This window comes from Halochromatium glycolicum, from assembly GCF_016584085.1.
GTDB classification, from domain to species: Bacteria; Pseudomonadota; Gammaproteobacteria; order Chromatiales; family Chromatiaceae; genus Lamprobacter; species Lamprobacter glycolicus.
In genome coordinates this window covers 1-20,735 of the sequence record NZ_NRSJ01000001.1, presented here as the reverse complement: position 1 = coordinate 20,735, position 20,735 = coordinate 1, and the positions used below count along the sequence as shown (strand labels likewise).

Genomic DNA, 20,735 nt, shown 5'->3' with positions numbered 1-20,735 from the left:
GTCGCGGCGGCGCGAACCACCGGGAAGATCAGGCCGGACGGTGCCTCGGCGACGGGAGGAAACTAGCGGATGCATGGAGACTCCGGTGCGACTGACGGGGTGGCTGCTGTGCGTCTGACGGTTCATGTCTCAGCCCCCGATCAGAAGTCCGGAACCTTGCCGAGGATTGTGTCGGCATTCTCGTCGAGGAATGTGAATATCTGGCAGGCGTCGCTGCTGGTGGCGGCCTGGATGCCCTCCTTCGCCTTGGTGTAGGCGGTCTCCGCCGTCTCGAACCAGCCCTGCAGTTGCTCGTAGAACTCGATGACTTCCGCCGCCTCTTGGGGTAGCGGCACCGAAATCGGCAGGCCGCCGCTGCCGTTGGCCCAGTTGTAGACATCGGCCAGCACGCCGCCGAACTCGACCTTGAAGTCCACCAACTCGTTCAAGGTGTCCTGGTAGACGGCAAGCGCCGCGTTGCCGATAGCTCGGTAGCCCGCGGCGATCTGCGCGCGCGACTGATGAATGATCAGCTCGGCGCCGGGCAGGTCCTTGAACATCATGTCGATGCCGATGATCTGGAGCGTGTAGGCGGGCTCCAGCTGGCAGTAGGCGATGCGTGCCGCTGTCAGGAAGAAGCTGACCAGGTTCTTGGTGTAGATCGAGCGGATCGTGCTCTGGATCGAGATGCTGATGTTGATGGAGATCAGCGTGAACCGGCCGGTCGGATCGACGAAGTTGACCGGGTTATCGTTCGCGTACAGATACCGGTGCAGGCTCATCGGGCTTTGCGGATCGCCAGCGGCCGGGTCCATCGAGACGAAGCGACCGGTCTCGGCGTCGTAGTAGCGAGCCCGCAGGTAGTAGAGGCCCACGTTCGGGTCGAAGGGCTCGCCGGCGAACCTGTAGGGATTATCGGTGGAGCCGGTGGTCGCGACCTCGTTGCCGTAGCCGTCGTACACGTAGCTGTCGGTCACCGCGCCGGTGGCGTCGGTCAGGGCGCGGACGCTGCCGAGTCCGTCGGCATGGTAGTGACTCAGGACGCCAGCACGGTCCTGGGTCAGCCGTTGCGCGCCATAGGTGTACCGGGCCACGGGGCCGCCGCCGGCGTGCTCCTCGAGCACCTGAGCCACGCCGGTGTGGTTGCGGATGTCCACCAGGTAGCGCGTGTCGCCGCCGGTGTCGGACTTCAGCACGCGGTTGCCGTCGGCGTCGTACACGTAATCGGTCGCCGCACCGCCGGGCGCCGTGCTCCGGACCAGCCGGTTGGCAGCATCGAAGACGAAGGTCGTCGTCTGTCCGCCCGATGTCACGCTGGTGAGATTGCCGTTGGCGTCGTAGCCGTAGGTGGTCAGACCGGAGCTGGTGAGACGGTCGTTGGCATCGTAGCTGTAGCCCGTGACGGCACCGTCGCGGTCGATCGCGACCCGGTTGCCCACCGCATCGTAGCTGTAGCGGATGTCGTAGGCGTCGGCGCCGACACGCGTCTCGCGGACCAGGCGATGGTTGTCGTCGTAGACATAGTCCACCGCGTTGCCCATGGGCAGTTCGTCCACGCGGGTGCGAAGCCCGTTCGCGTCCAGCGTGTAGACGTGCATCGCGAACAGGGCGCCGAGCGCGTCGCGTTGCTCGACGCGGGTCAATTGATTGCGGTCGTTGTAGCCATAACGGGTCTCGGCGCCGTTGGCGTGGTCGAGGACCGACTGATTGCCCACCGCGTCGTACCAGAAGAAGGCGGCGTTACCGTCGGGATCGGTGACCGAGGCCAGACGGTCGAGGGCGTCGTAACCATAGCGGGTGGTGCCGGCGGCCGTGGTCGCGGTCTCCACCTCGCTGCTGGCCGTATAGCCGTAAGCGATGACGAGTCCGTCCGGATCGGTGCGGCTCACCAGCCGATCGCGCTCGTCGTAGGCATAGGTCGTGGGCCCGCGGGCATCGGTGACGATCGACCGCTGGCCACCCGGCGTGTAGGTGGTCGCGACGCTGGTGCCGTCCGGGTACGCGATTAGCGTTCGGCGACCACGGGCGTCGTAGTCGAATTCGGTAGTCTCGCCGTTGAAGTCGGTGTGGCTGACCATCTGGTCCGCTGCGTCGTAGACGAAGGTCTCGGTCTGCAGACCCGGCAGCGTGCGGGACAGGCGGTTTCCGGTTAGGTCGTAGGTGAACGCCGTGACATGCCCGTTGGCGTCGGTCTGGGTCAGCGGATTGCCAAGTTCGTCGTAGGTGAACAGGGTCTCGGGCCGCGCATCGCCGGGGTTCGGCGGCGGCAGCGAGACCGCGGTCTGACGACCGAGGGCATCGTAGGCGTACTCGGTGACCAGCCCGGCGGCATCGGTGCGCGAGGTCTCCCGGCCCAGGTCGTCGTAACCGACGGCGGTCGTATTGCCGTCGGCAAACAGCGTGCCCGTGGGCCGGTCTTCGCGATCGAAGCTGTATTCGGTGCGGTTGCCCTTGGCATCGACGACCGCGCTGCGGTTGCCGTTGGCGTCGTATTCGTACAGGGTCTGCGGCCGCACCAGGCTGTCGGTCACGGCGTCGTAGACCTCCGGCTGCAGGGTGCTGGTGCGCCGTCCCGCGGCGTCGTAGCCGTGATCGGTGCGATTGCCGCGCTCGTCCACCTCGCCGATCAGGTTCCCCACCGCGTCGTAGAGGTTGATCTGGCTGCTGATCTGGGTGCTGCCGTCCGCCAGCGTCACATCGGGATGATCGACACGGATGACGCGGTCCAACGCGTCGTAGACGTAGGTGGTAGTCCGACCGTTCGGATTGGTGACCGTGGTGCGGTTGCCGTCCGCGTCGTAGCCGATGAGCTTCGCACCGCCGTCGGGGTAGTCGATGCGGATCAGGTCGCCGAGCGCGTTGTGCCCATACTCGGTGCGATGGCCCAGCGGATCGATCTCGGCGATGCGATTGCCGACCTCGTCGTAGTCGTAGGTCGTCGTATGGCCCCGCGGGTCGGTCTCGGTGAGCTGCCGGCCGTTGCGGTCGTAGGTCCAACTCGTGGTGGCCTCGACGTAGCCTCCGCTACCGTCGGCCACCAATACGGTCTCGGCGACCTTGTTCCCGACGCTGTCGTAATCGTATTCGATACGGCGCAGCAGCGTATCGTCGGCCGTGGACACCGACCTGTTGCCGTCCCAACGCGACTCGGCGATGACATTGCCCAGGACGTCGTGCTCGTAGGCCGTGTAGTTGCCGAGGGCGTCGATCTCACGCGTGAGCAGACCGTCGTCGCTGTACTCGAACAGCGTGATGTTGCCTTCGCGATCGGTGGTGGAGTCGCGATTGCCGTCCGCGTCGTAGGTGTGGGTGATGGTGTTGCCACGGGCGTCGGTCTCGGTCAGCAGCCGGCCGCTGGCGTTGTAGACGTAGGTGGTGGTGAGCGCCAGGCCACCGACGTCCCTGACCTCCTCAATGATGTTGCCGAAGCGGTCGTAGGCGTAGCTGTTGACGGTGCCGTCGGGCAGGGTCTCCTGCGTCATCTGGCCGTTGTCGTCGAAGCGGCGCTGGGTCAGTACCGGCTGCACGCTGCCGTCGACGGTCGGGAAGCGGGTCTCGGCGACGACGTTGCCGGCGCTATCGTACTCGTAGATGGACGGGTTGTTGCGCCGGTCGCGAACGATCTGGGTATTGGCGTCCAGGTCGTAGTCCATCTCGACGCGGTTGCCCGCCGCATCGGTGATCGCGATCAGCCGGCCGTCCTCGTCGTACTCGTTGCGCTGAACCGGGTTGCCGGACGGGTCGCGCAGCTCGGTCAGATAGTGCTCGTCGTCGTACTCGAACTCGGCGCGATGGCCCTCCGCGTCGATGACGGCGACCAGGTCGCCGGCGCCGTCGTACTCGTAGGTCACGGTGTTGCCGGCCGGGTCCTCGATGGACGTGATACGGCCCAGAGCGTCGCGCACGAAGGTTACCGCCAGGCCGTCGGAGCGCGTGAATCCATCAGGCGTGATGTCGATGCGCACGCCCGCGGGATCGACCACCGCGATCAGGCTGTAGCGAACCGACGTCTGGGAGCCGCTGAAGATGTACTGGAAGCCGTCCGGGGCCGTGTAGGTGAAGCGGCTCGGGTTGTAGACGTCGAAGCCGAAATCCACGATCTCGTCGCCGATGAGCCAGGCCGGATCCTCGCCGCTGGCCGTGAGCGTACCGACGTCGCTGTCGCCGACGGGCGCGTAGCGCATCCCGGTGGGGCCATAGGACGAGAACGGATACAGCCGCTGGGTCGCGGGGACGGGCACGGCGCGGAACTTCACCTCCTTGTCCTCGCCAAGCCGGATGGTCACGAAGTGCGGCTGGGTCGGCGCCAACTGGTAGGTCGGGATGAATCCGCCCAGGTTCTGGTCTTCCCAGCCGTCGCCGGCGAGCCGGTTCGCGACGAGCTCGGCCTGAGTCAGCGCCACATTCCAGCCGTAGCCGAAATCGCCGACGCTGCCGCGCCGGCGGCTGTCGTAGGTGCGGGTCACGGACACCGGCAGCCGGCCGACCGGGATGGTCTTGTCCTGGAACGAGACCGTGAAGATGCCGAGTTTCAATCGACCGGAGACCTGAATCAGGCGCTCGGTCGTCGCGGTGCGACCATTGATGTCCTCGGCCGTCAGTCGGACACGATAGAACCCGTTCTCCATCAGCGTCGTGTCCAGCGTGCCGAGGGTGCCATCAACAACCGCCTCGGTGCCGGTGGCAAAGGTCGTGAAGTCGTTGGTACCGACGGGCGCGTAGGCCAGGCTGTAGGCGGCCAGGGTCGGATCGTCGGCGGTGCCGCCGATGGTCACGACACCCGAAGCCTCGGCGCTGTCCGCCGGCGAGGCAAGCGCGACGTCGGGCGGTTCGGTGTCGCCCGCCGGGTCGATGGCCCGGAAGGTGGTGGTCGCGGTGGTGGCGTTGCCTGTGGGGTCCGTGGCGCGGGCCTCGGCCGTGTAGTCGCCGATGACGGGCGGGGTATAGGTCGCCGTACCCACGGCGTCCAGGGTCACCGGCGTGCCATTGATGGTGAGCGAGCGTGAGCTCACCGCGACATCGTCGGTAGCGTCCACCGTGACGGTCACCACGTTGCCGACGGCGACGGTGGCGGGAGAGACATCCACGGTCACCGTCGGCGCGGTGCTGTCCGACTCGCCGACGGCCTCGAAGGTGGCGGTCTCCACCGTCTCGTTGCCGGCCGGGTCGGTGGCGCGCACGCTTACGGTGTGGGTGCCAGCGAGGAACGGCGTATAAGCGGCGCTACCGTCCGCATCGGGCGTGAGCTCGAGTCCGTCCGGATGCGTTGGACCGGTCACGGTAATGGCTAGACTCACCACCGCGACATTGTCCGTGGCGGTGGTGGAAATGGTGAGCGGATCCACGAGGTCGACTGTGTCCGCCCCAAGCGATAGCGCCAGCGTGGGCGCCGTGTTGTCCGGCCGCACATCGAACGTGACGGCGTCGCTGCCCTCATTGCCAGCGGCATCGCGAGCAAAGCCGGTTGCCGTCTGGGTGCCGACGGCGGTTGCCACATAGGTGGCCTCGCCGGCGGTGCTGAGGGGCACGGTGATACCGGAGACGTTCAGCCGACGGCTGACAACCCCGCGATCATCGCTCGCCGATACCGCAATCTGCACCGACTGCCCAAACAGAACTTCAGCTGGCGTTACCGTGGTGGTCACGCCGGGTGCGGTGAGATCCTGCTCCTGCACCAGGAAGGAGAGGCTGCGGGTAGCGATGTTGCCGAGGCTGTCCTCAGCAGTCACCCGAGCCACGTAATCCCCCGCCACCGGCGGCACATAGCTGGCGGTCCCGGCGGTGAGTGTCGGCGTATCCTCGGTGCCGCCCGGCCGACGCACGATGAGTGCCACGGCGGCGACGCCATCTTCGTCGAAGGTCTCCACGGCAAAGGTCAGTGTTTCCGTGGCCTCCACATAGTCCGGCGCCAGGCTAAGGCGGATGCGCGGGAAGGCGAGATCGTTAACGAGGAGGCGCGTCTGGCCGGCCGGAGCAGCAATGGGCAGGTCGAGATCGAAGTCCAGGTCGGCGTCGAGCAACAGCACGGCGAAGCTGCGGCGCTCATCGGCCGGCAGGGTGGAGACTGCAAAGCTGCCGGCGCCATCGTTCAGCAGTACGGCGTCCTGCCCGGCATTGGCGACGACAAGATCCACGCTGCCATCGAAGTCGATATCGCCAGCGGCGAGACCAACGGCATACTCCGCCAGGGCCGGGAGGCGCGACGCGGAGGCGTCGGTGAACAGCCCGGCATCGTTCAGCAGGAGCGAAGTGCCGGCGGTGCCATTGGCGATGACCAGGTCGATATCGCCGTCGCCATCGGCGTCGGCGGCCGCTGCGCTAAGGCTCTCGTCGGCGGCGGCGGGCAAATTGGCCGCGGTAGCATCGGTGAAGGTGCCAAGACCGTCGTTGAGGAGCAATCGATTCTGGGCACCGTCGTTTGCAAAGAACAGGTCATCGGCGCCATCGCCGTCCAGGTCCGCGAACAGCACCGCGGTGGTCGGATCGGCATCCACGGGCAGTCGGTTGGTGCCGGCATCGGTGAAGGCGCCGCTGCCGTTATTCAGCAGTAGCAGGCTTCGGCTGTCGCGGTTCCCGACTACTAGATCCGTATCGCCATCGCCATCCACATCGCCTGCGGCTGCGGCGGCGCCCGTGGCTACATCCGGCGGCAGCCTCGCGGCGGTGGCATCGGTGTAGGCGCCGGCGCCGTCGTTGAGCAGGAGCCGGTCCTGACCGTCGGCCACCGCCAGGAACAGATCCAGATCAGCGTCGCCGTCCACGTCGACCAACACCGCGCCCAGAGCGACGGCGCCGAGCGCGGGCAGTCCCGCGCTTTCCGTGAAGACACCCGCACCGCCGCCGGTGGCCTGGTTCAGCAGCAGGCGTGGGCCATCGGCGCCGGTCACCACCAGGTCCAGATCACCGTCCGCATCCACGTCCCCCGCCGCCAACGCATAGGCGTCATCCGCGAGCGGTGGCAGCGTTACCGCAGTCTCGTCCTGGAAGGCGCTCAGCGCTGTCGCCGTCAGCAGGACCGCCAAAAGCAGAACAAGGGAAAGACCACGAAGGGCGTGCAGCGCGTAGGGCCTTGGCACTCGGAAATCCTCAGACGGTCATGTTAGGGCGGGTGCGCGTAACTGCCACCAGCACCGCAGATCCTATGAGGTATGCTATCCGCAAACCCATTACTTTTCCATACGGCTTTTCGCCATCAGCAGTTCCAAATTTGAAACCATCGTGTGATCAAACGCTTTCAGGGAGCAGCTGAAATTCGTAACGGTAACCGATGGTTCTTAAACCGACACCGACGTTCGCGATTGGGCCAGGGAGCTGGTGACCTGCATCCGCTGGGAGGGCCTGAATAGGATCGGCATGGTCGAGTCGACCCGCGAGCTCAACGGCACCGCCACCCAGGAGACGCGCTTCTACATCGTCAGCATCGGTCCTGAAGCCGAGACCTTCGCCTGCGCCGCGCGCAGCCACTGGACGGTGGAGAATCAGCTGCATTGGAGCCTCGATGTCGCCTTTCGCGAGGATGACTCGCGGGTCCGTGAGCCGGTCGCTCGCGAAAATCTGGCCGTGCTGCGTCACATTGCACTGAACCGACTCAAAAACGATCCCACCAAGCTTGGCATCCAGAACAAGCGCCTGAAGGCGGGTTGGGATGAGCGTTACCTCGCCAAGCTCCTGTTCGAGGACCCCGAGTCGCCAAGCAAACGGAAAGCATCAGCATCCGCAAATATTAGAGCCGGTTGATGCAATTGCCCTGCTCGATCAGCGCAAACACCCGCCCAAAGGTGTCATGGGCGGGAATAGCATTGGGCAGCTCCAGGAATTGCCCCAGCCACTCGCGCTTGGCGCGCCCGAAAGCGGCGATCGCAACCCCACCGTCAGCGCCGCACGACACAGCCGCGATGGCGATCACGATCATATCGACCAGCCGATGGCGACGCTTCAACGCGCAGCGCGGGTCCTCAAGGTCGGCAAAGTGGCGCACAAGCGAGCGGTCGAGGGCAAGCGGTGGCATCGGAACCTCAGCACGTCAGTATTTTCGGCTGATTATGCCGCTAAGCTCAGATAACCCCTAAAAGCACATCATCATGCTCTGATGCGATCGCCCTGCTTTCGAGCCTTGCTAGTGTGGCCGCAGAGAGCGCAGATAAGCCAATCCGTTGTCGACGCCCTCCTTGAAGCCGCCCTGTGAGTCCTCGATCGAGCGCTTCTCACCATGCCCCAAGATCGTGATCTTGACTCCCAGCTCGTAATGGGCGCCATTCAGGAATGCCCCGGGAATACTGCCCACACCACCCTTGCTACTCGTCTTCTCCGCGACGCCAAGGATACTCTTGAGCTCATCCATCGATCGTTCCGTGCGCGCAGTCGCTTCATCCCAGAGCTGGCTGATGTCGTGGAAGTTGCCGGTGGTGCTCAGCTCCATGAAGTGTCCGATGAAGGTGATGTTCGTGGCACCGAAACCGTGCATGAAACCAACCAGCGCCGCGGATTGCTCCTGAGCGGTCGGCGCGGTCAGTATGAACCCGTATTCGAGCATTGCCGCTTCGCCCATCGGATCCGTCAGATTTACCGGATTATTGCGGACATAACTGTAGGGGTGCTGGCTCTGGGGCACGTTGAGAGAGCCTTGCTGCGGATCCTTCTGCAGGAAGCGTCCAAGCTGAGGATCGTAGCTCCTGGCCCGGAAGTAATAGAGGCCCGATTCCGCGTCGTACTCCCGCCCGGTAAAGGTCAGGCGGTTGATAGGCTCGACATCGGCAAAGCTGAAGTCACCCTCGTTTAGGATCAAATTGCCCCAGGCGTCGTAGCCATAACGCTGCACAGCGGCCCCGCTGTCGTCTGTGATTGCGACCACGCTGCCGAGACCATCGGTGTGATAGAACCAGGTGCGTCCATTGCGGACCACCATCAGCGGCGTGTCGATGCCCAATGCATGGGTATAACGGGCCACCAAGCTTCCGGCATCGTCATATTCGGCGACGATGTTCTGCCGGTCGTACAGGTACTGAGTGACGGTGCCATTGACCGCGCGGTAGTCCCGCCGCCCGACGTAGTCATAGCCATAGACCGCACTCATACCACTCGTGTCATACGTCGTTAGCCGATTCAGCGAGTCATAGCCGTAGGTCACCAGCGTGGCACCACCCGTCTTCTGCACGCGGTTTCCATTGTCGTCATGCACGTAGCTGAAGCCCAGGCCATCGGTCTTGATGCGCCCGTCGTCAGCGAAGGAGGCTCCAGAATCAGTGCGGTTGCCAATGGCATCGTAGCTCCAGTTGCTCGTCCGGTTGCCCAGACTGGTCGAGCTGATGCGCTCGGACGTCAACCGATACAGCGCATCCTGACCGTAGGCGATGTGGCCATCGGTTAGGTCGATCGCTGTTCGTTGGCCGTTCCCGTCGAGTGTGTAGTCGAAGGACTGGATCACCTGACCCAAGGAGTCTTCGATACGGACACCCGTGAGGCGATTCAGACTGTCGTAGGTGAGTATCTCGCGTGCACCGTTGGTGAACGACTTCTGAATCAGATTGCCGGCCTCGTCATAGGTGAGGGACACCCCGTCACTGCCGGTCGCGATCTCCACCGGCTGCTGCATCCCATCGTAGACGTAGGTGGTCGTCAGGCCATCCGGCGTCGTCATGGACAGCCGATCACCGCGCTCGTTGCGGGTATAGGCGAGCGTGCGACCGTTGCGATCTGTTGAGTTCAAGACCTGACCCTGGGCATCGTAGGACCAAGTGGTCTCTGCCACGACACCACCGCCATAGTCCTCTTCCGACTTCAGCAGCCGATCATTGCCGTCGTAGCTATAGCGAATCGTCCGCTCAGGCTCAACCCGCTCGATGATCCGCCCAGCGGCATCGTAGGTCTGGCGCGTCTCGTCACCGTTGGGCGTCGACATTTCATCGATGAGGCCGTCCGGGCTGTAGTCGAAACCCCAGGCACGGCCATCCCGCCCGATGCGCGCGATCTGCCGATTGACAGCGTCATAGTCGAATTCGATTCGATTATCCAGAGCGTCGATCGTCGCGATGAGGTTGCCAGCGCTGTCGTAGCTGTACTCTGTCTCCTGATTCAGTGCATCCTGCACTTCAGTCAGATTCCCAACGCAGTCATAGCTGAAACGGGTGACCTCCCCATTGGCGTCGGTCAGGCTGAGGTACCGCCCCTGCTCATCATAGGTTGACGACCAGATAGCCTGTCCTCCATGCGTCAAGCCGGTCGGATTCCCGAGGGCGTCGAAGCTGAATTCGCTGCGATTGCCGAGCGGATCGATTAGAGCAGTCCGATTGCCCATGACGTCGTACTCGAAGGTCGTTGTCCCTCGATCCGGCGGTGTCTCCGTAAGGATGTTGCCGAAACTGTCATAGGTGTAGGACGTGACGCTGCCATCCTCGTGCGTGTGCGTCAGTCGGTTGCCTAAACTGTCGTAGGTGAAGGACTCACTCGCCACGACAGCTCCGGCAGGGTCCTTGTGAACCCGGCTCAACAGGTTTCCATCGCTGTCGTAGCTATAGGTAGTCGTATTCCCTTCCGGGTCGGTGTAAAGGGTCTGCTGACCGAAGGCGTTGTAGGTCCAGGTCGATGTCAGGGCCAGCCCCGCCGGATCGACGGTGATCGACCGCTGGTTGCCATTGGCATCATAGGTCTTCTCGGTGACCCGACCTGATGGATCGGTACGACGGGTTTCGTTGCCGTCCGCATCCCTCTCGATCAGTGTCTCGCTGCCGAGCGGTCCAACCACGCGGATGGTATTGCCGAGTCCGTCGTAGAAGTAGGTCGTGGGCTCGCCATTGGCATCGGTGACCGTCTCGCTCCCGGCAGTCGCGTCATAGGTGTAGGTCGTGACATTGCCGTGCTCATCGATCCGGGCAGACAGCCGCCCATCGGTGTACTCGTTGCGCACAGGCTGACAACCGTCGGGCGTGGTGATGCCGCTCAGGAGATGAGCGTTGTCAAGATAGTCGTATTGGGTGGAATTCCCGTTACGGTCGACGTGCTCGATCAAACGCCCTTGGTCGTCATAGACATAATGCTGCTGATTGCCGTTGGCGTCTGTGATCCCGATGATTCTGCCCTCCGCATCCCGGTCGAAGGTCACGTTCCGCCCAGAGCTCGACAAGATCCCGTCATTGGTGATCTCGATGTAATGACCCTTGCGGTCTTCCAGCCGCTGCAGACCAAGGGATTCGCTGACCGTATAGATAAGCCCCTCCTTGGTGGTCAACCGATAGAGATCTGGGTCGTACAGCGGGCCTGGGAAGCAGAACCAGCGTCCGCCGGACATTGCCAATGCGCCGCAGTCAAGGGCGTCGAGACGGTCGTACACACCCAGCGGAGCCGTGTAGCCTGGCGCCGCCAGGAAGTTGAAGGGGAAGCCGAACGAGGTCGGCGTGAAGCCGAATGCCTTGCGCCGGCCATCCGGCAGCGTAATGAAGACGTTATTGTCTTCGTCCTCTCGAATGTCCAGATCGGTCAGCGCCAAGCGCCACCCGCGACCGAAATCGCCGGCACCAGGCTGCGATGAGTCATAGACGCGCCGAAGCACGATCGGCAGACCCAGGTTAGGGACACGCAGGTCTTCGTAGACCAGCTCGAATTGCCCCAACTGCCGCTGGTCGTTGGTCTGCACTTCGACCAGACTGCTCACGGCGTGCAGATCGTCAGCGACGGTGAGACGCAATCGATAGATGTCGGGACGCAGTATGCCCGCATCGATCCGACCCAGGAGACCATTACTGACGGGGGTGTCGCCCTCGGCAATGCCGACCCAATCGTCGCTGCCGGACACCGAGTATTCGAGGCGCCAGGAGCGCAGATTGTCGTCGTCCGCAGTGCCTGTGATCTCGACCGTTCCGGAGAGTGAGCTGCCGGTTGCCGGGGATTCGATGGCAGCCGTGGGTGGCGTATTGTCTGGACCGAGAGAAACCTTGTAACTGACAGCGCTGCCAGCTGGACGATAGGTGCCGGCGGCAGGATCCTGGCTCAAGACGATCCCGGCCTGGACGCTATTGCTGTTACCCGTGGATACCGTGCCAACCGCTAGATTTGCGTCGGCCAGGCTAGCCTCGGCGTCGTTTTGGGCCAGCCCTATCAGGCTCGGGACCAATTCCTGAACCGGGCCTAACGAGACCTCCAGTCTGACGGGCGAGCCAACCGGAACGGCGGTCCCGGCCGCTGGTGTCTGGCTAATGACGTGGTCAACGGGGACTACGGCATCGAATGCCGTTGAGCCGGTTGCCTGGCTCAGACCCGCATCGTCGATCGCGATCTCCGCGTCGGTTTGGGTCGAACCGACCACGTCGGGTACGGCAATGAAGTCATCAGCGCTCGCGACAGCGATGCTGAAGTCTTGTGTGCTCATGAGACCGCCTGCATCCGTCACACGAACGCTGACGCTGGCCTCGACCCCTGCTTGGCTGCTGGCCGGCGTCCAAGAGATGAGACCACTGCTCGGGTCGATCGTCATCCCATCTGGCGGGGTCTGCAGCGAGAAGGTCAGGCTGTCTCCGATGTCCGGGTCGGTTGCCTCGACGTCATAGGCGTAGCTGACACCTTCGCCAGCGACAACGATCGGCGCCGAGGTGATCACGGGCGGGTCATTGACGTTGAGCACGGTCACGACGAAGCTCTGAGCGGCCGTCGCGCCTCCTGAATCCCGGACCTGCACCGCCACAGCATGCTCGCTGCCGGCATCCTCGTTGCCGGGCGTCCATGTGATCCGGCCACTCGTCGGATTGATCGTCATGCCTGTCGGCGCAGTCGTGAGCTTGAATGTCAGCACGTCGCCCTGGTCCTGGTCGCTAGCCGCCACCTGGTAGACGTAGAGGCCATCCTGGTCACCCGAAGTGACGGGGGTGCTCGTGATGCTCGGCGGGTCGTTCTGGTTCAGGACCGCGACCTGATAGCTTTGGGTGCTGCTCAGTCCGGCGGCGTCACCGACACGGACCAGAACGTCCACGAAGCCCACCTGCTGCTCGCTCGGGGTCCATTGGATGAGGCCGCTCGCTGGATCGATGTCCATGCCGGAGGGCGCTTCATCGAGCGAGAAGGTCAGGGTATCGCCCGTATTGGGGTCATTGGCGTCGGCGTCATAGGCGTAGAGACTGCCTTCCAGCGCCTCAACGACCGGCGAAGAGGTGAAGGAAGGCGGCTCATTCAACTCGACAACCTGGATCGTGAACGACTGCTCGGCAAATAGGCCGGTGGTATCGGTCGCACGCACCGTCACCAGCTGGCTTCCGACCTGGTCATCGTGAGGAGTCCAGCTCACCAGGCCACTAGCCGCATCAATGGTCATCCCATCCGGCGCCGTGGTCAGCGTATAGTCCAGACTGTCTCCCAGATCCGGATCGACCGCCTCGACTTGATAGCTATAGGCCACCCGAGCCTCGGCTTCGGTAACCGGGCTCGACAAGATCTCTGGTGGATCCGTCTGATCGATCACGGAGATCATGAACGATTGGGTGCTCAGCAAACCACCTGGGTCCTGTACCCGCAGGGTTACGTTCTGATCGCCGACCTGTGCGTCTTCGGGCACCCATTGGATCAGACCGGATGACGAGCCAATCGTCATGCCCTGAGGCGCCAGGTCCAGGGCATAGCTCAGGATGTCCCCATTCGGATCCTGCGCCTGAGCCTGATAGCTGTAGCCCAACCCCTCGGTCGCGAAGGTCGAGGGTATGGAGGTGATCACCGGAGCCAAATTACGCGAGGAGCCGCCCCGAGTGCGGAGTTGTGGGAGCGCGCTCGATTCGTTGGACTGACACACCTCGTCGTGCCGCTCATCGAAGGGGCGGACCACATAGTAGTAGACCGTCCCGGTGAGCACCGAGTCGTCAAGATAGAACCCGATATCCGCCTCGGTCGAGGCCAGGAGACTGTAGGGACCCCCCTGCTGGGTGCTTCGGAAGATGTCGTAGCCAGCGACCTCAGGCAGTGGTGACCACTGTAATCCCACCTTGTTGCGCTTGGCGCGTGCGGACAGGTCGCTGACGCAGGCCGTGCAGGCGGAATCGGAGGCATCACGCACGAAGACCTGGGCGGTATCGGCATCGCTCAGATCCGGCTCGCCGCTGGAAGGGAAGGCGGTCGCGGTGCGGTCGGTGACACGAAGCTGGATCAGATATTTGCCAACACCCAGGCCCGTGAAGAAACCCGTAACGTTCGGCTGAGCGCCGGACGCGTCGTCGAATTGGGCGTTACCGGTGAGCTCCCAGGCATAGCTGACGATGCTGTCCCCTGGCAGCCCAGGCTCACTCTGACCCTCGTCCGGATTGACGGATCCGGTGCCGTCGAGGAAGAAGCCCTGCCCCGGGCAGAAGACATAGGGTCCGCCTGCATCCGCGGTCGGCGCGAGCGGCGGCACGTCGATCCGCGCCACGATGGTCGTGGTTGCGGTCTGCACGGGCAATGAATCGTCTGAGATACGCAGCGTGACGGGGTAATCCCCAAGCCCCGGGAAACGATACTCCACGGTCGGGCCAATCACATCGAAGACGCCGTCGTCGTCGAGGTCCCATTCGTAGCTCAAGATGGAGCGGTTGGCGTCCTGGTGGAAGGAGTTACGGGCATCGAGCAGAGTGATACCACCAGCGACGCCCGGGTTAGGTGTCGCCTGGGCGACCGCTACCGGCGAGCCGGCCTGGAACAGGGTCTGCTTGAGCATGATGACCGCGAAGGCGGTCTCGAGCGAATACTGGTTGCCTTCGTAGTTGTGCTCGCGACGATTGTGGCTATACCAGTAGCCGCCGGCCTCCTGATCGTCCACGAGCGTACGCGCGACACCGTCGATGGAATCGCCCTTGTCTTGCTCCGCTGAGTACCAGTCGATTGGGTCGACGCCTTGGGTCTGTGACTGCAGGAGCGTAATAGGCTCTGCTTCGCCATCGCCGTCGGAGTCGTGCAGCAGCATCGCCTTCGTGAAAGAGAAGAGACCGTAGTAATAATCCCGTATCGATGTCTCCGCCCGACTGGTGTCATTGCCGAAGCGATCACGGATCCAGGTCTCGGCGAGGTCCCAGCGCTGATCGCCGCGTCCGATGCCGTCCATGACCATCTGTACCATGCCCGAGGGTGTGACCGCATAGGGCCCCCAGCCCGAGGGGGACGTGTTCGTGTAACCGAAGCGCCCAGCCTCGCTGCCCGTCAGGGCCTGGCTGTAGCCAAGCCAGACCTCGTTCTCGGTCTTAACCCAATCCGGCACATTGAGCCCCCAGACCCGTTCGGCGGGAATGAGTCCGATGGCCGCCCATTGAGAAGCGGAATTGTCCGGGAATTGATTCCACCTATAGCGCCAGCCGCCGCGGGCGGCGCTATTGGCGTTGTATTGGCCGTAGGCGTAGGAATCGACCATGTCCTGAACGATATCGGCATAGCGGCGTCCTTGGATGCCCGGATCAGTGCCCGAGCCGACAGCGCCGGTGGTCGTGACGCGGTCAGGATCACCGGCGGCGATGATGGCATCGATGAAGAACCCGCCCTGATAGGGGTAGCTGCCTTGGTTGACCCGCACCCCATAGCCATTACCGTTGGAGTCCGGATTCACTGTGCCGGTTGGAGCCGGATAGGTGCGCGAAGAGATGGCTTCGGTCCTTAGCGCCCCGAACAGCCAGCGCATGCCGCGGGCGACGGTCTCCGTATAGGGATTGTCCGGGTCGCCAGCCTCCACGTGACCATTAACGGCGAAGGCATTGAGGTTGGCCGGCGTAATGGCGTAGTGGCCGTTTGATGCGCAGCGTAAGGGATTCGCGACGGAGCAAGAGGTGGACTGAGACCAGCTGCCAAGCTCGATGCCGTTAGTCGTCTGCCGGTACAGCGTCTTATGGAGGTACCACAGACCCTCGTCGATCGCGACATTGACCTCGGTCTCCAGAGTCTTCTCGCGGATCTCAACGAAGTAGGTTGCGCTGCCGATCTCACCGGTATCGGTGTTCTGTACCGTGAGGCGGGCGGTGAAGATGTCGCCGACGACGCCAGTGTAGGCGTGTCGGGCCTCGATGGCGTAGCCGTTGGTCACGGTACCGGTGGCGAAACCTCCGTCACCGAAGTCCCAGGTGTACTCGATATTGTCACCGGCGACGTCCGAGGTCCCCTTGAGCGTGACCTCTTTGCCATCCCAGGTGTCATGGGGAATCAAGGGGTTGCTTGCAACCCAGGGGACTGTTTTGACGGTCGGAGCCGCTGCCGCGATCGCGGGTAGGAGGAGCGCTAGGAGCAGGATCGCCGTCAGGATACAAGACAGCGTGACGTGCCTAGGCCTAGCCGGAGAGACAAGCCCGGAGCGCGCGTAGGTCGGCTGGCGCTCTTCAGGGCGAGTCGAGTGACTCGATCGCGGATGCATCTTTTGGCTCCTTTTTTCTGAATCCGATCAAGCCCCGGCCTGCCCCCAGCAGATCGTGGCTCATTGGACCGAACGGTGCCCATCGGCTGGTGGGCAGCTCCTATTACGCGGATCGACGTCGATTGAGCCCCCAGGCGAAGGCTCCCGCCGCGAGCAATCCCAGAGGGGCCGGCGCTGGTACCGGGTTGGGCGGTGTCGAAGACGACGAGATGTCTAAGGTCGAGGAGAAGTAGATCGATTGGCCGGTGCCTTGGTTGGAATCCGGGTCAGTCTGGGTGAGGTAGAATCCGCTCGGCGCAGGCGTATCGCTCAAGTCGAAGCTGATGAGGGCAGTTTCGTCAGTAGCCAATGTGAAGTCCCAAGCAAGGGCCATGGAGACGTCGTCTTCTAGCGACGAATCACAGTAACTCGTATTGTCAGTAGGATTAGTGCCGCAGAAAATACTGTCGTCTAGCGTGCCGTTAGAAAAATTGTCGAAGATGTCGCCAAAGTAAAACTTCGGCTCATCGATCTCCCAGCTCTGACCTGCTTCGGCGCTCCCCGACATTGCACCGGTCTCATTAAACCAACCGTTGCTCCACTCGTCGATCTCATGATCAACGAAAAAGGAGACGTAACGGCTTCCAGGCGTTGTCAATTCGATTGTTAAGCTTCCTAACCCGGTTGAGTAGTCGAATGAAGCATCGTCAAGGCCTGTCGGTGCAGGATCAACGAGGCCGTCGATATTGAAGTTGTACTCGAAAAGATTGATCTTAGCCGCACTTAGCGTCTGCGCGACCAACCCCAGCAGCCCCCCAGCGGCGATTACAGTCAGCTTCTTCATGCCTACTCTCCAAAAAACCTCGTGAGCGCAATTTGGTCCTCCAACCGATCATCGGTCTCGCTCGGCCGCACCCGCTCACCCGTGGGCATGTGCCTGTTCGAAGCCTCGCTGGTAGGACGAGTTACGACAATCAAGTTTTGTGCCGCAGATCCGAGGCAGCAAAATAAACACTACAAAAACTGCGGCTTAGACTTGCTTAGGATCGGCGGTTGGAGTGCCAAGCACCATGCGCAGGAACGAAGTGTAAAGATTTTTGACATCTCGTTCACTGATCAGACTCTGGACGCGCCTCGGATAACCTCGGACTGGCACGAACGACACTGTACAAAAGGAGATACCGCACCCCACCGACAGCATAATCGCGTATTCTCCATCGACCGTTATTCGGCGTTGCGTGGGCAGGGGCAGCCGATCTGCAGATCACTATTCAAATTGCTGCGTGTTCTGCGAAGCGCTAACAGAACGCCCTCTACGGCCTGTCATTCAGGAGCTTGTGTAGGTTAGGCGGGTATTTTGATAGGGCGTCTTAGATCGCTTCGGCTACGCCCTCTATGGAATGCGACAGTAGGCGGTCAAGCGATACGCTCCGGCCCTTTTGAATCGCTGCCGGAGTGATCTGATGCTGAAAATCCAAACGCTCATCGACGACGCCAAGTGTTTCGAGACGGTGCGCACGCTGCGCTGGCGGGAGGGGGTCAGCTGCGTCCGGTGCGGTTCGGCAGCGGTCACCAAGCAGGTGCGGGATAGTCGCCAGCCGGAGCGTCAGAAGTACCGCTGCAGGGACTGCGGGCGTTGGCTCGACGACCTGACCGGGACGGTCTTCGCCGGCCAGCCATCATCAGCCGTTGCGCACCTGGGTGCTGTGCCTTTACTTCATGGGCATGAATCTGTCGAACCTGCGTATTCCGACCCATCGTGACCATCGATTCCGCTTGAAGGTGACCGCGGATTCCGACGGAACGTGACCGCCGATTCCGATCTCAACGTGACCAATTTCCGGTCGGTTTCCGGAATGGCTGGTCACGATGGCGGAATGGCTGGTCACGTTGCATCGGAATCGCTCGCAATGCACTGGACATTCTCAACTTTCTGCCGCATCACGGGCGTTTCATCCAACCCTGTGGGACGCACCGATGCCGGCGACGAGGATTCCAATGCGACAGATCACCGAAATACTGCGACTGAAGTTTGAGGCCAAGCTCAGCCATGCCACCATCGCCCGCGCGGTGGGGCTCTCCAAGGGCACGGTCGGCAAGGTCGTCAGTGTGGCCCAGGCCAAGGGGATCGCCTGGCCGCTGCCCGATGGGATGGATGAAGCCGCGCTCGAGGCGCTGCTGTATCGTCCCCGCCGCGCCCAGGCGCACGGCTATCGTGAGCCCGATTACGCGCAGCTGCACACCGAACTCAAGCGCAAAGGGGTGACACTGCAGCTGCTGTGGTCGGAGTATGCCGCCGAGGCGGGCGAGCAGGCCTACCGCTACAGCCAGTTCTGCCTGCGCTACCGGCAATGGATCGGGCGCCAGCAGCGCAGCCTGCGCCAGGTGCACCGGGCCGGGGAGAAGCTGTTCATTGACTACTGCGGCCCCACGGTTGCGGTCAGCGATGCCAGCAGCGGCGAGGCGCGCCAGGCGCAGGTCTTCGTCGCCGTGCTCGGCGCCTCCAGCTACACCTACGCCGAGGCCACCTGGAGCCAGTCGTTGCCGGACTGGATCGGCTCCCATCAGCGTGCGCTCGCCTTCTTCGGCGGTGTGCCCGCGCTGTTGGTGCCGGACAACCTGCGCGCCGCGGTCAAGCGCCCCGACCGCTACGCCCCTGAGCCCAACGCCACCTACCAGGAACTGGCCCGTCACTACGGCACCGCCATCCTGCCGGCGCGGCCCTACAAGCCGAAAGACAAAGCCAAGGCCGAAGTGGCGGTGCAGGTGGTCGAGCGCTGGATCCTGGCGCGGCTGCGTCACCAGCGCTTCTTCGCGCTCGCCGAGCTCAACGCCGCCATCGCCGAACTGCTGGTGGCCCTCAACGCGCGCCCGTTTCAGAAACTGCCTGGTTCACGCCGCACGCTGTTCGAGCAGCTCGATCGCCCGGCGTTGAAGGCCCTGCCGGCAACGCCGTTCGAGTACGCCGAATGGCGCCATGCCCGCGTCGGTATCGACTATCACATCCATGTCGATGGCGCTGACTACAGCGTGCCCCATCGCCTGGTCGGTGAGCGCGTGGACGTGCGTCTGAGCGCCACCAGCGTGGAGGTGCTACACCGCGGCCAGCGGGTGGCGACCCATCCCCGACAAGGCGCCGGCGGGTGCAGCACGCGCCCCGAGCACATGCCCAAGGCGCATCAGGCGCATCAGCAGTGGTCGCCGCAGCGCCTGCTCGACTGGGCACAGACCATCGGCCCGGCCACCCAGGCCGTGGTGAGCCAGCAGCTGAGCGAGCAAGCGCATCCCGAGCACGGTTACCGGGCTTGTCTGGGCCTGCGCCACCTGGCGCGCGGCTATGGCGAGGCGCGCTTGGAAGCGGCCTGCGCGCGGGCGCTGGTGATCGCCTCGCCGAGCTACCACAGCGTGCGCTCGATCCTCACCCAAGGGCTTGATCAGCAGCCGCTGCCGGCGCTTGCTGAGGTCGAGACAACGCCGGCAACGCTGCCGCAGCATGCCAACGTGCGCGGCGCGCGCTACTACCACTGAGGGGAACGACGATGCTGCATCAACCCACCCTAGAAGGTCTGCGTGCCCTGAAGCTCACCGGCATGGCCGAGGCGCTCGCGCAGCAGCTCGAACAACCGCCCATCCAGGAGCTGGCCTTCGAGCAGCGCCTGGCGCTCTTGATCGAGCGCGAACAGCTCAGCCGGGAGAATCGCCGCCTCAAACGCCTGCTCAGTGCCGCGAAGCTGCGCGTGAACGCCTGCATCGAGGACATCGACTACCGCCATGCCCGCGGCCTGCACCGCGCGCAGATGGCGGCCCTGGCCAGCTGCGACTGGGTGCGCCGCGCACAGAATCTCTGCCTGACCGGCCCCACCGGTTGCGGCAAGACCTGGCTCGCCTGCGCCCTCGGCAATCAGGCCTGCCGCCAAGGACTCTCGGTGCGCTACCTGCGCCTGCCGCGGCTGCTGGAGCAGCTGCGCATCGCGCACGGCGACGGTAGCTGGAACCGCTCCGTGGGCCAGCTCGTCCGCATGGAGCTGGTGATCCTCGATGATTGGGGCCTGGCCAAGCTCAATGCCGCCCAGCGCACCGACCTCATGGAGCTCATCGAGGAGCGCCACGGGCGCCATGCGACGCTGATCGCCAGCCAGCTACCGGTGGACACTTGGCATGAGCTCATCGGGGAGGCCACCCTCGCCGATGCGATCCTCGATCGGCTGCTGCACAACGCCCATCGTCTGGCGCTCAGCGGGGAGTCGATGCGCCGCGGGGCGCTTCAGCCGGAGACGACTGAGCAAGGCTTGGACCGCCGCGACACCCCCGGCAACGCCGTGCCAGCGCCGGACCGTGGACAACGCGTGCAGGCCGCCTGATTCCCATCAGGCGGGCGTGGGGACAAGCCGTGGACAACCCGCTCACGCGGGTTGCCCACACCTTGCCCCCACTCCTG

At 63.5% G+C, this 20,735-nt stretch carries 7 protein-coding genes and 2 pseudogenes; 5 read left to right on the top strand and 4 right to left on the bottom strand.

Annotated features, from left to right (window positions below):
* Positions 1-140 precede the first annotated feature (140 nt).
* Positions 141-7,055, bottom strand: a complete 6,915-nt coding sequence (locus CKO40_RS00045; RefSeq protein WP_207173290.1) for an FG-GAP-like repeat-containing protein — start codon at positions 7,053-7,055, stop codon at positions 141-143.
* Positions 7,056-7,308: 253 nt separating this feature from the next.
* Here CKO40_RS00045 and CKO40_RS00040 point away from each other — a divergent pair.
* Positions 7,309-7,716 (top strand): annotated as a pseudogene (locus CKO40_RS00040) (ISAs1 family transposase); the annotation flags it as partial.
* On the opposite strand, the gene CKO40_RS00035 reads toward CKO40_RS00040, so the two are convergent.
* From CKO40_RS00035 to CKO40_RS00025, 3 genes are all read right to left on the bottom strand, one after another.
* Positions 7,703-7,987 carry a transposase family protein gene (locus CKO40_RS00035; protein ID WP_200343552.1) on the bottom strand — a complete coding sequence of 95 codons (285 nt, stop codon included), beginning with the start codon at positions 7,985-7,987 and terminating at the stop codon, positions 7,703-7,705. The pseudogene CKO40_RS00040 and the gene CKO40_RS00035 sit on opposite strands and share 14 nt — an antisense overlap.
* Positions 7,988-8,095: 108 nt before the next feature.
* Positions 8,096-16,114 (bottom strand): putative Ig domain-containing protein, encoded by an 8,019-nt coding sequence (locus CKO40_RS00030; protein WP_207173288.1) that lies wholly within the window; start codon positions 16,112-16,114, stop codon positions 8,096-8,098.
* 307 nt (positions 16,115-16,421) lie between these two features.
* On the bottom strand, positions 16,422-17,141 hold the full coding sequence (locus CKO40_RS00025) for a PEP-CTERM sorting domain-containing protein (protein ID WP_200343548.1): 720 nt from the start codon (positions 17,139-17,141) through the stop codon (positions 16,422-16,424).
* A gap of 619 nt (positions 17,142-17,760) precedes the next feature.
* On the opposite strand from CKO40_RS00025, the gene CKO40_RS00020 reads away from it, so the two are divergent.
* From CKO40_RS00020 to istB, 4 genes and pseudogenes are all read left to right on the top strand, one after another.
* On the top strand, positions 17,761-18,060 hold the full coding sequence (locus tag CKO40_RS00020; RefSeq protein ID WP_242476680.1) for a transposase: 300 nt from the start codon (positions 17,761-17,763) through the stop codon (positions 18,058-18,060).
* A gap of 42 nt (positions 18,061-18,102) precedes the next feature.
* Positions 18,103-18,333 carry a hypothetical protein gene (locus tag CKO40_RS00015; protein WP_200343957.1) on the top strand — a complete coding sequence of 77 codons (231 nt, stop codon included), beginning with the start codon at positions 18,103-18,105 and terminating at the stop codon, positions 18,331-18,333.
* A complete protein-coding gene (gene istA / locus CKO40_RS00010) occupies positions 18,275-19,825 on the top strand; it encodes an IS21 family transposase (protein WP_200343546.1) in 1,551 nt (516 codons plus the stop codon). The genes CKO40_RS00015 and istA overlap by 59 nt, the downstream gene beginning before the upstream one ends.
* An 11-nt stretch (positions 19,826-19,836) precedes the next feature.
* Positions 19,837-20,553, top strand: a pseudogene (gene istB / locus CKO40_RS00005) (IS21-like element helper ATPase IstB); the annotation flags it as partial.
* Positions 20,554-20,735 lie beyond the last annotated feature (182 nt).

What these genes read in the sequence shown, in the direction of transcription:
- istA (WP_200343546.1), top strand. Translation starts at nt 18,275, where the DNA reads ATGCCGGCGACGAGGATTCCAATGCGACAGATCACCGAAATACTGCGA.
- CKO40_RS00020 (WP_242476680.1), top strand. Translation starts at nt 17,761, where the DNA reads ATGCTGAAAATCCAAACGCTCATCGACGACGCCAAGTGTTTCGAGACG.
- CKO40_RS00035 (WP_200343552.1), bottom strand. Translation starts at nt 7,987, where the DNA reads ATGCCACCGCTTGCCCTCGACCGCTCGCTTGTGCGCCACTTTGCCGAC.
- CKO40_RS00025 (WP_200343548.1), bottom strand. Translation starts at nt 17,141, where the DNA reads ATGAAGAAGCTGACTGTAATCGCCGCTGGGGGGCTGCTGGGGTTGGTC.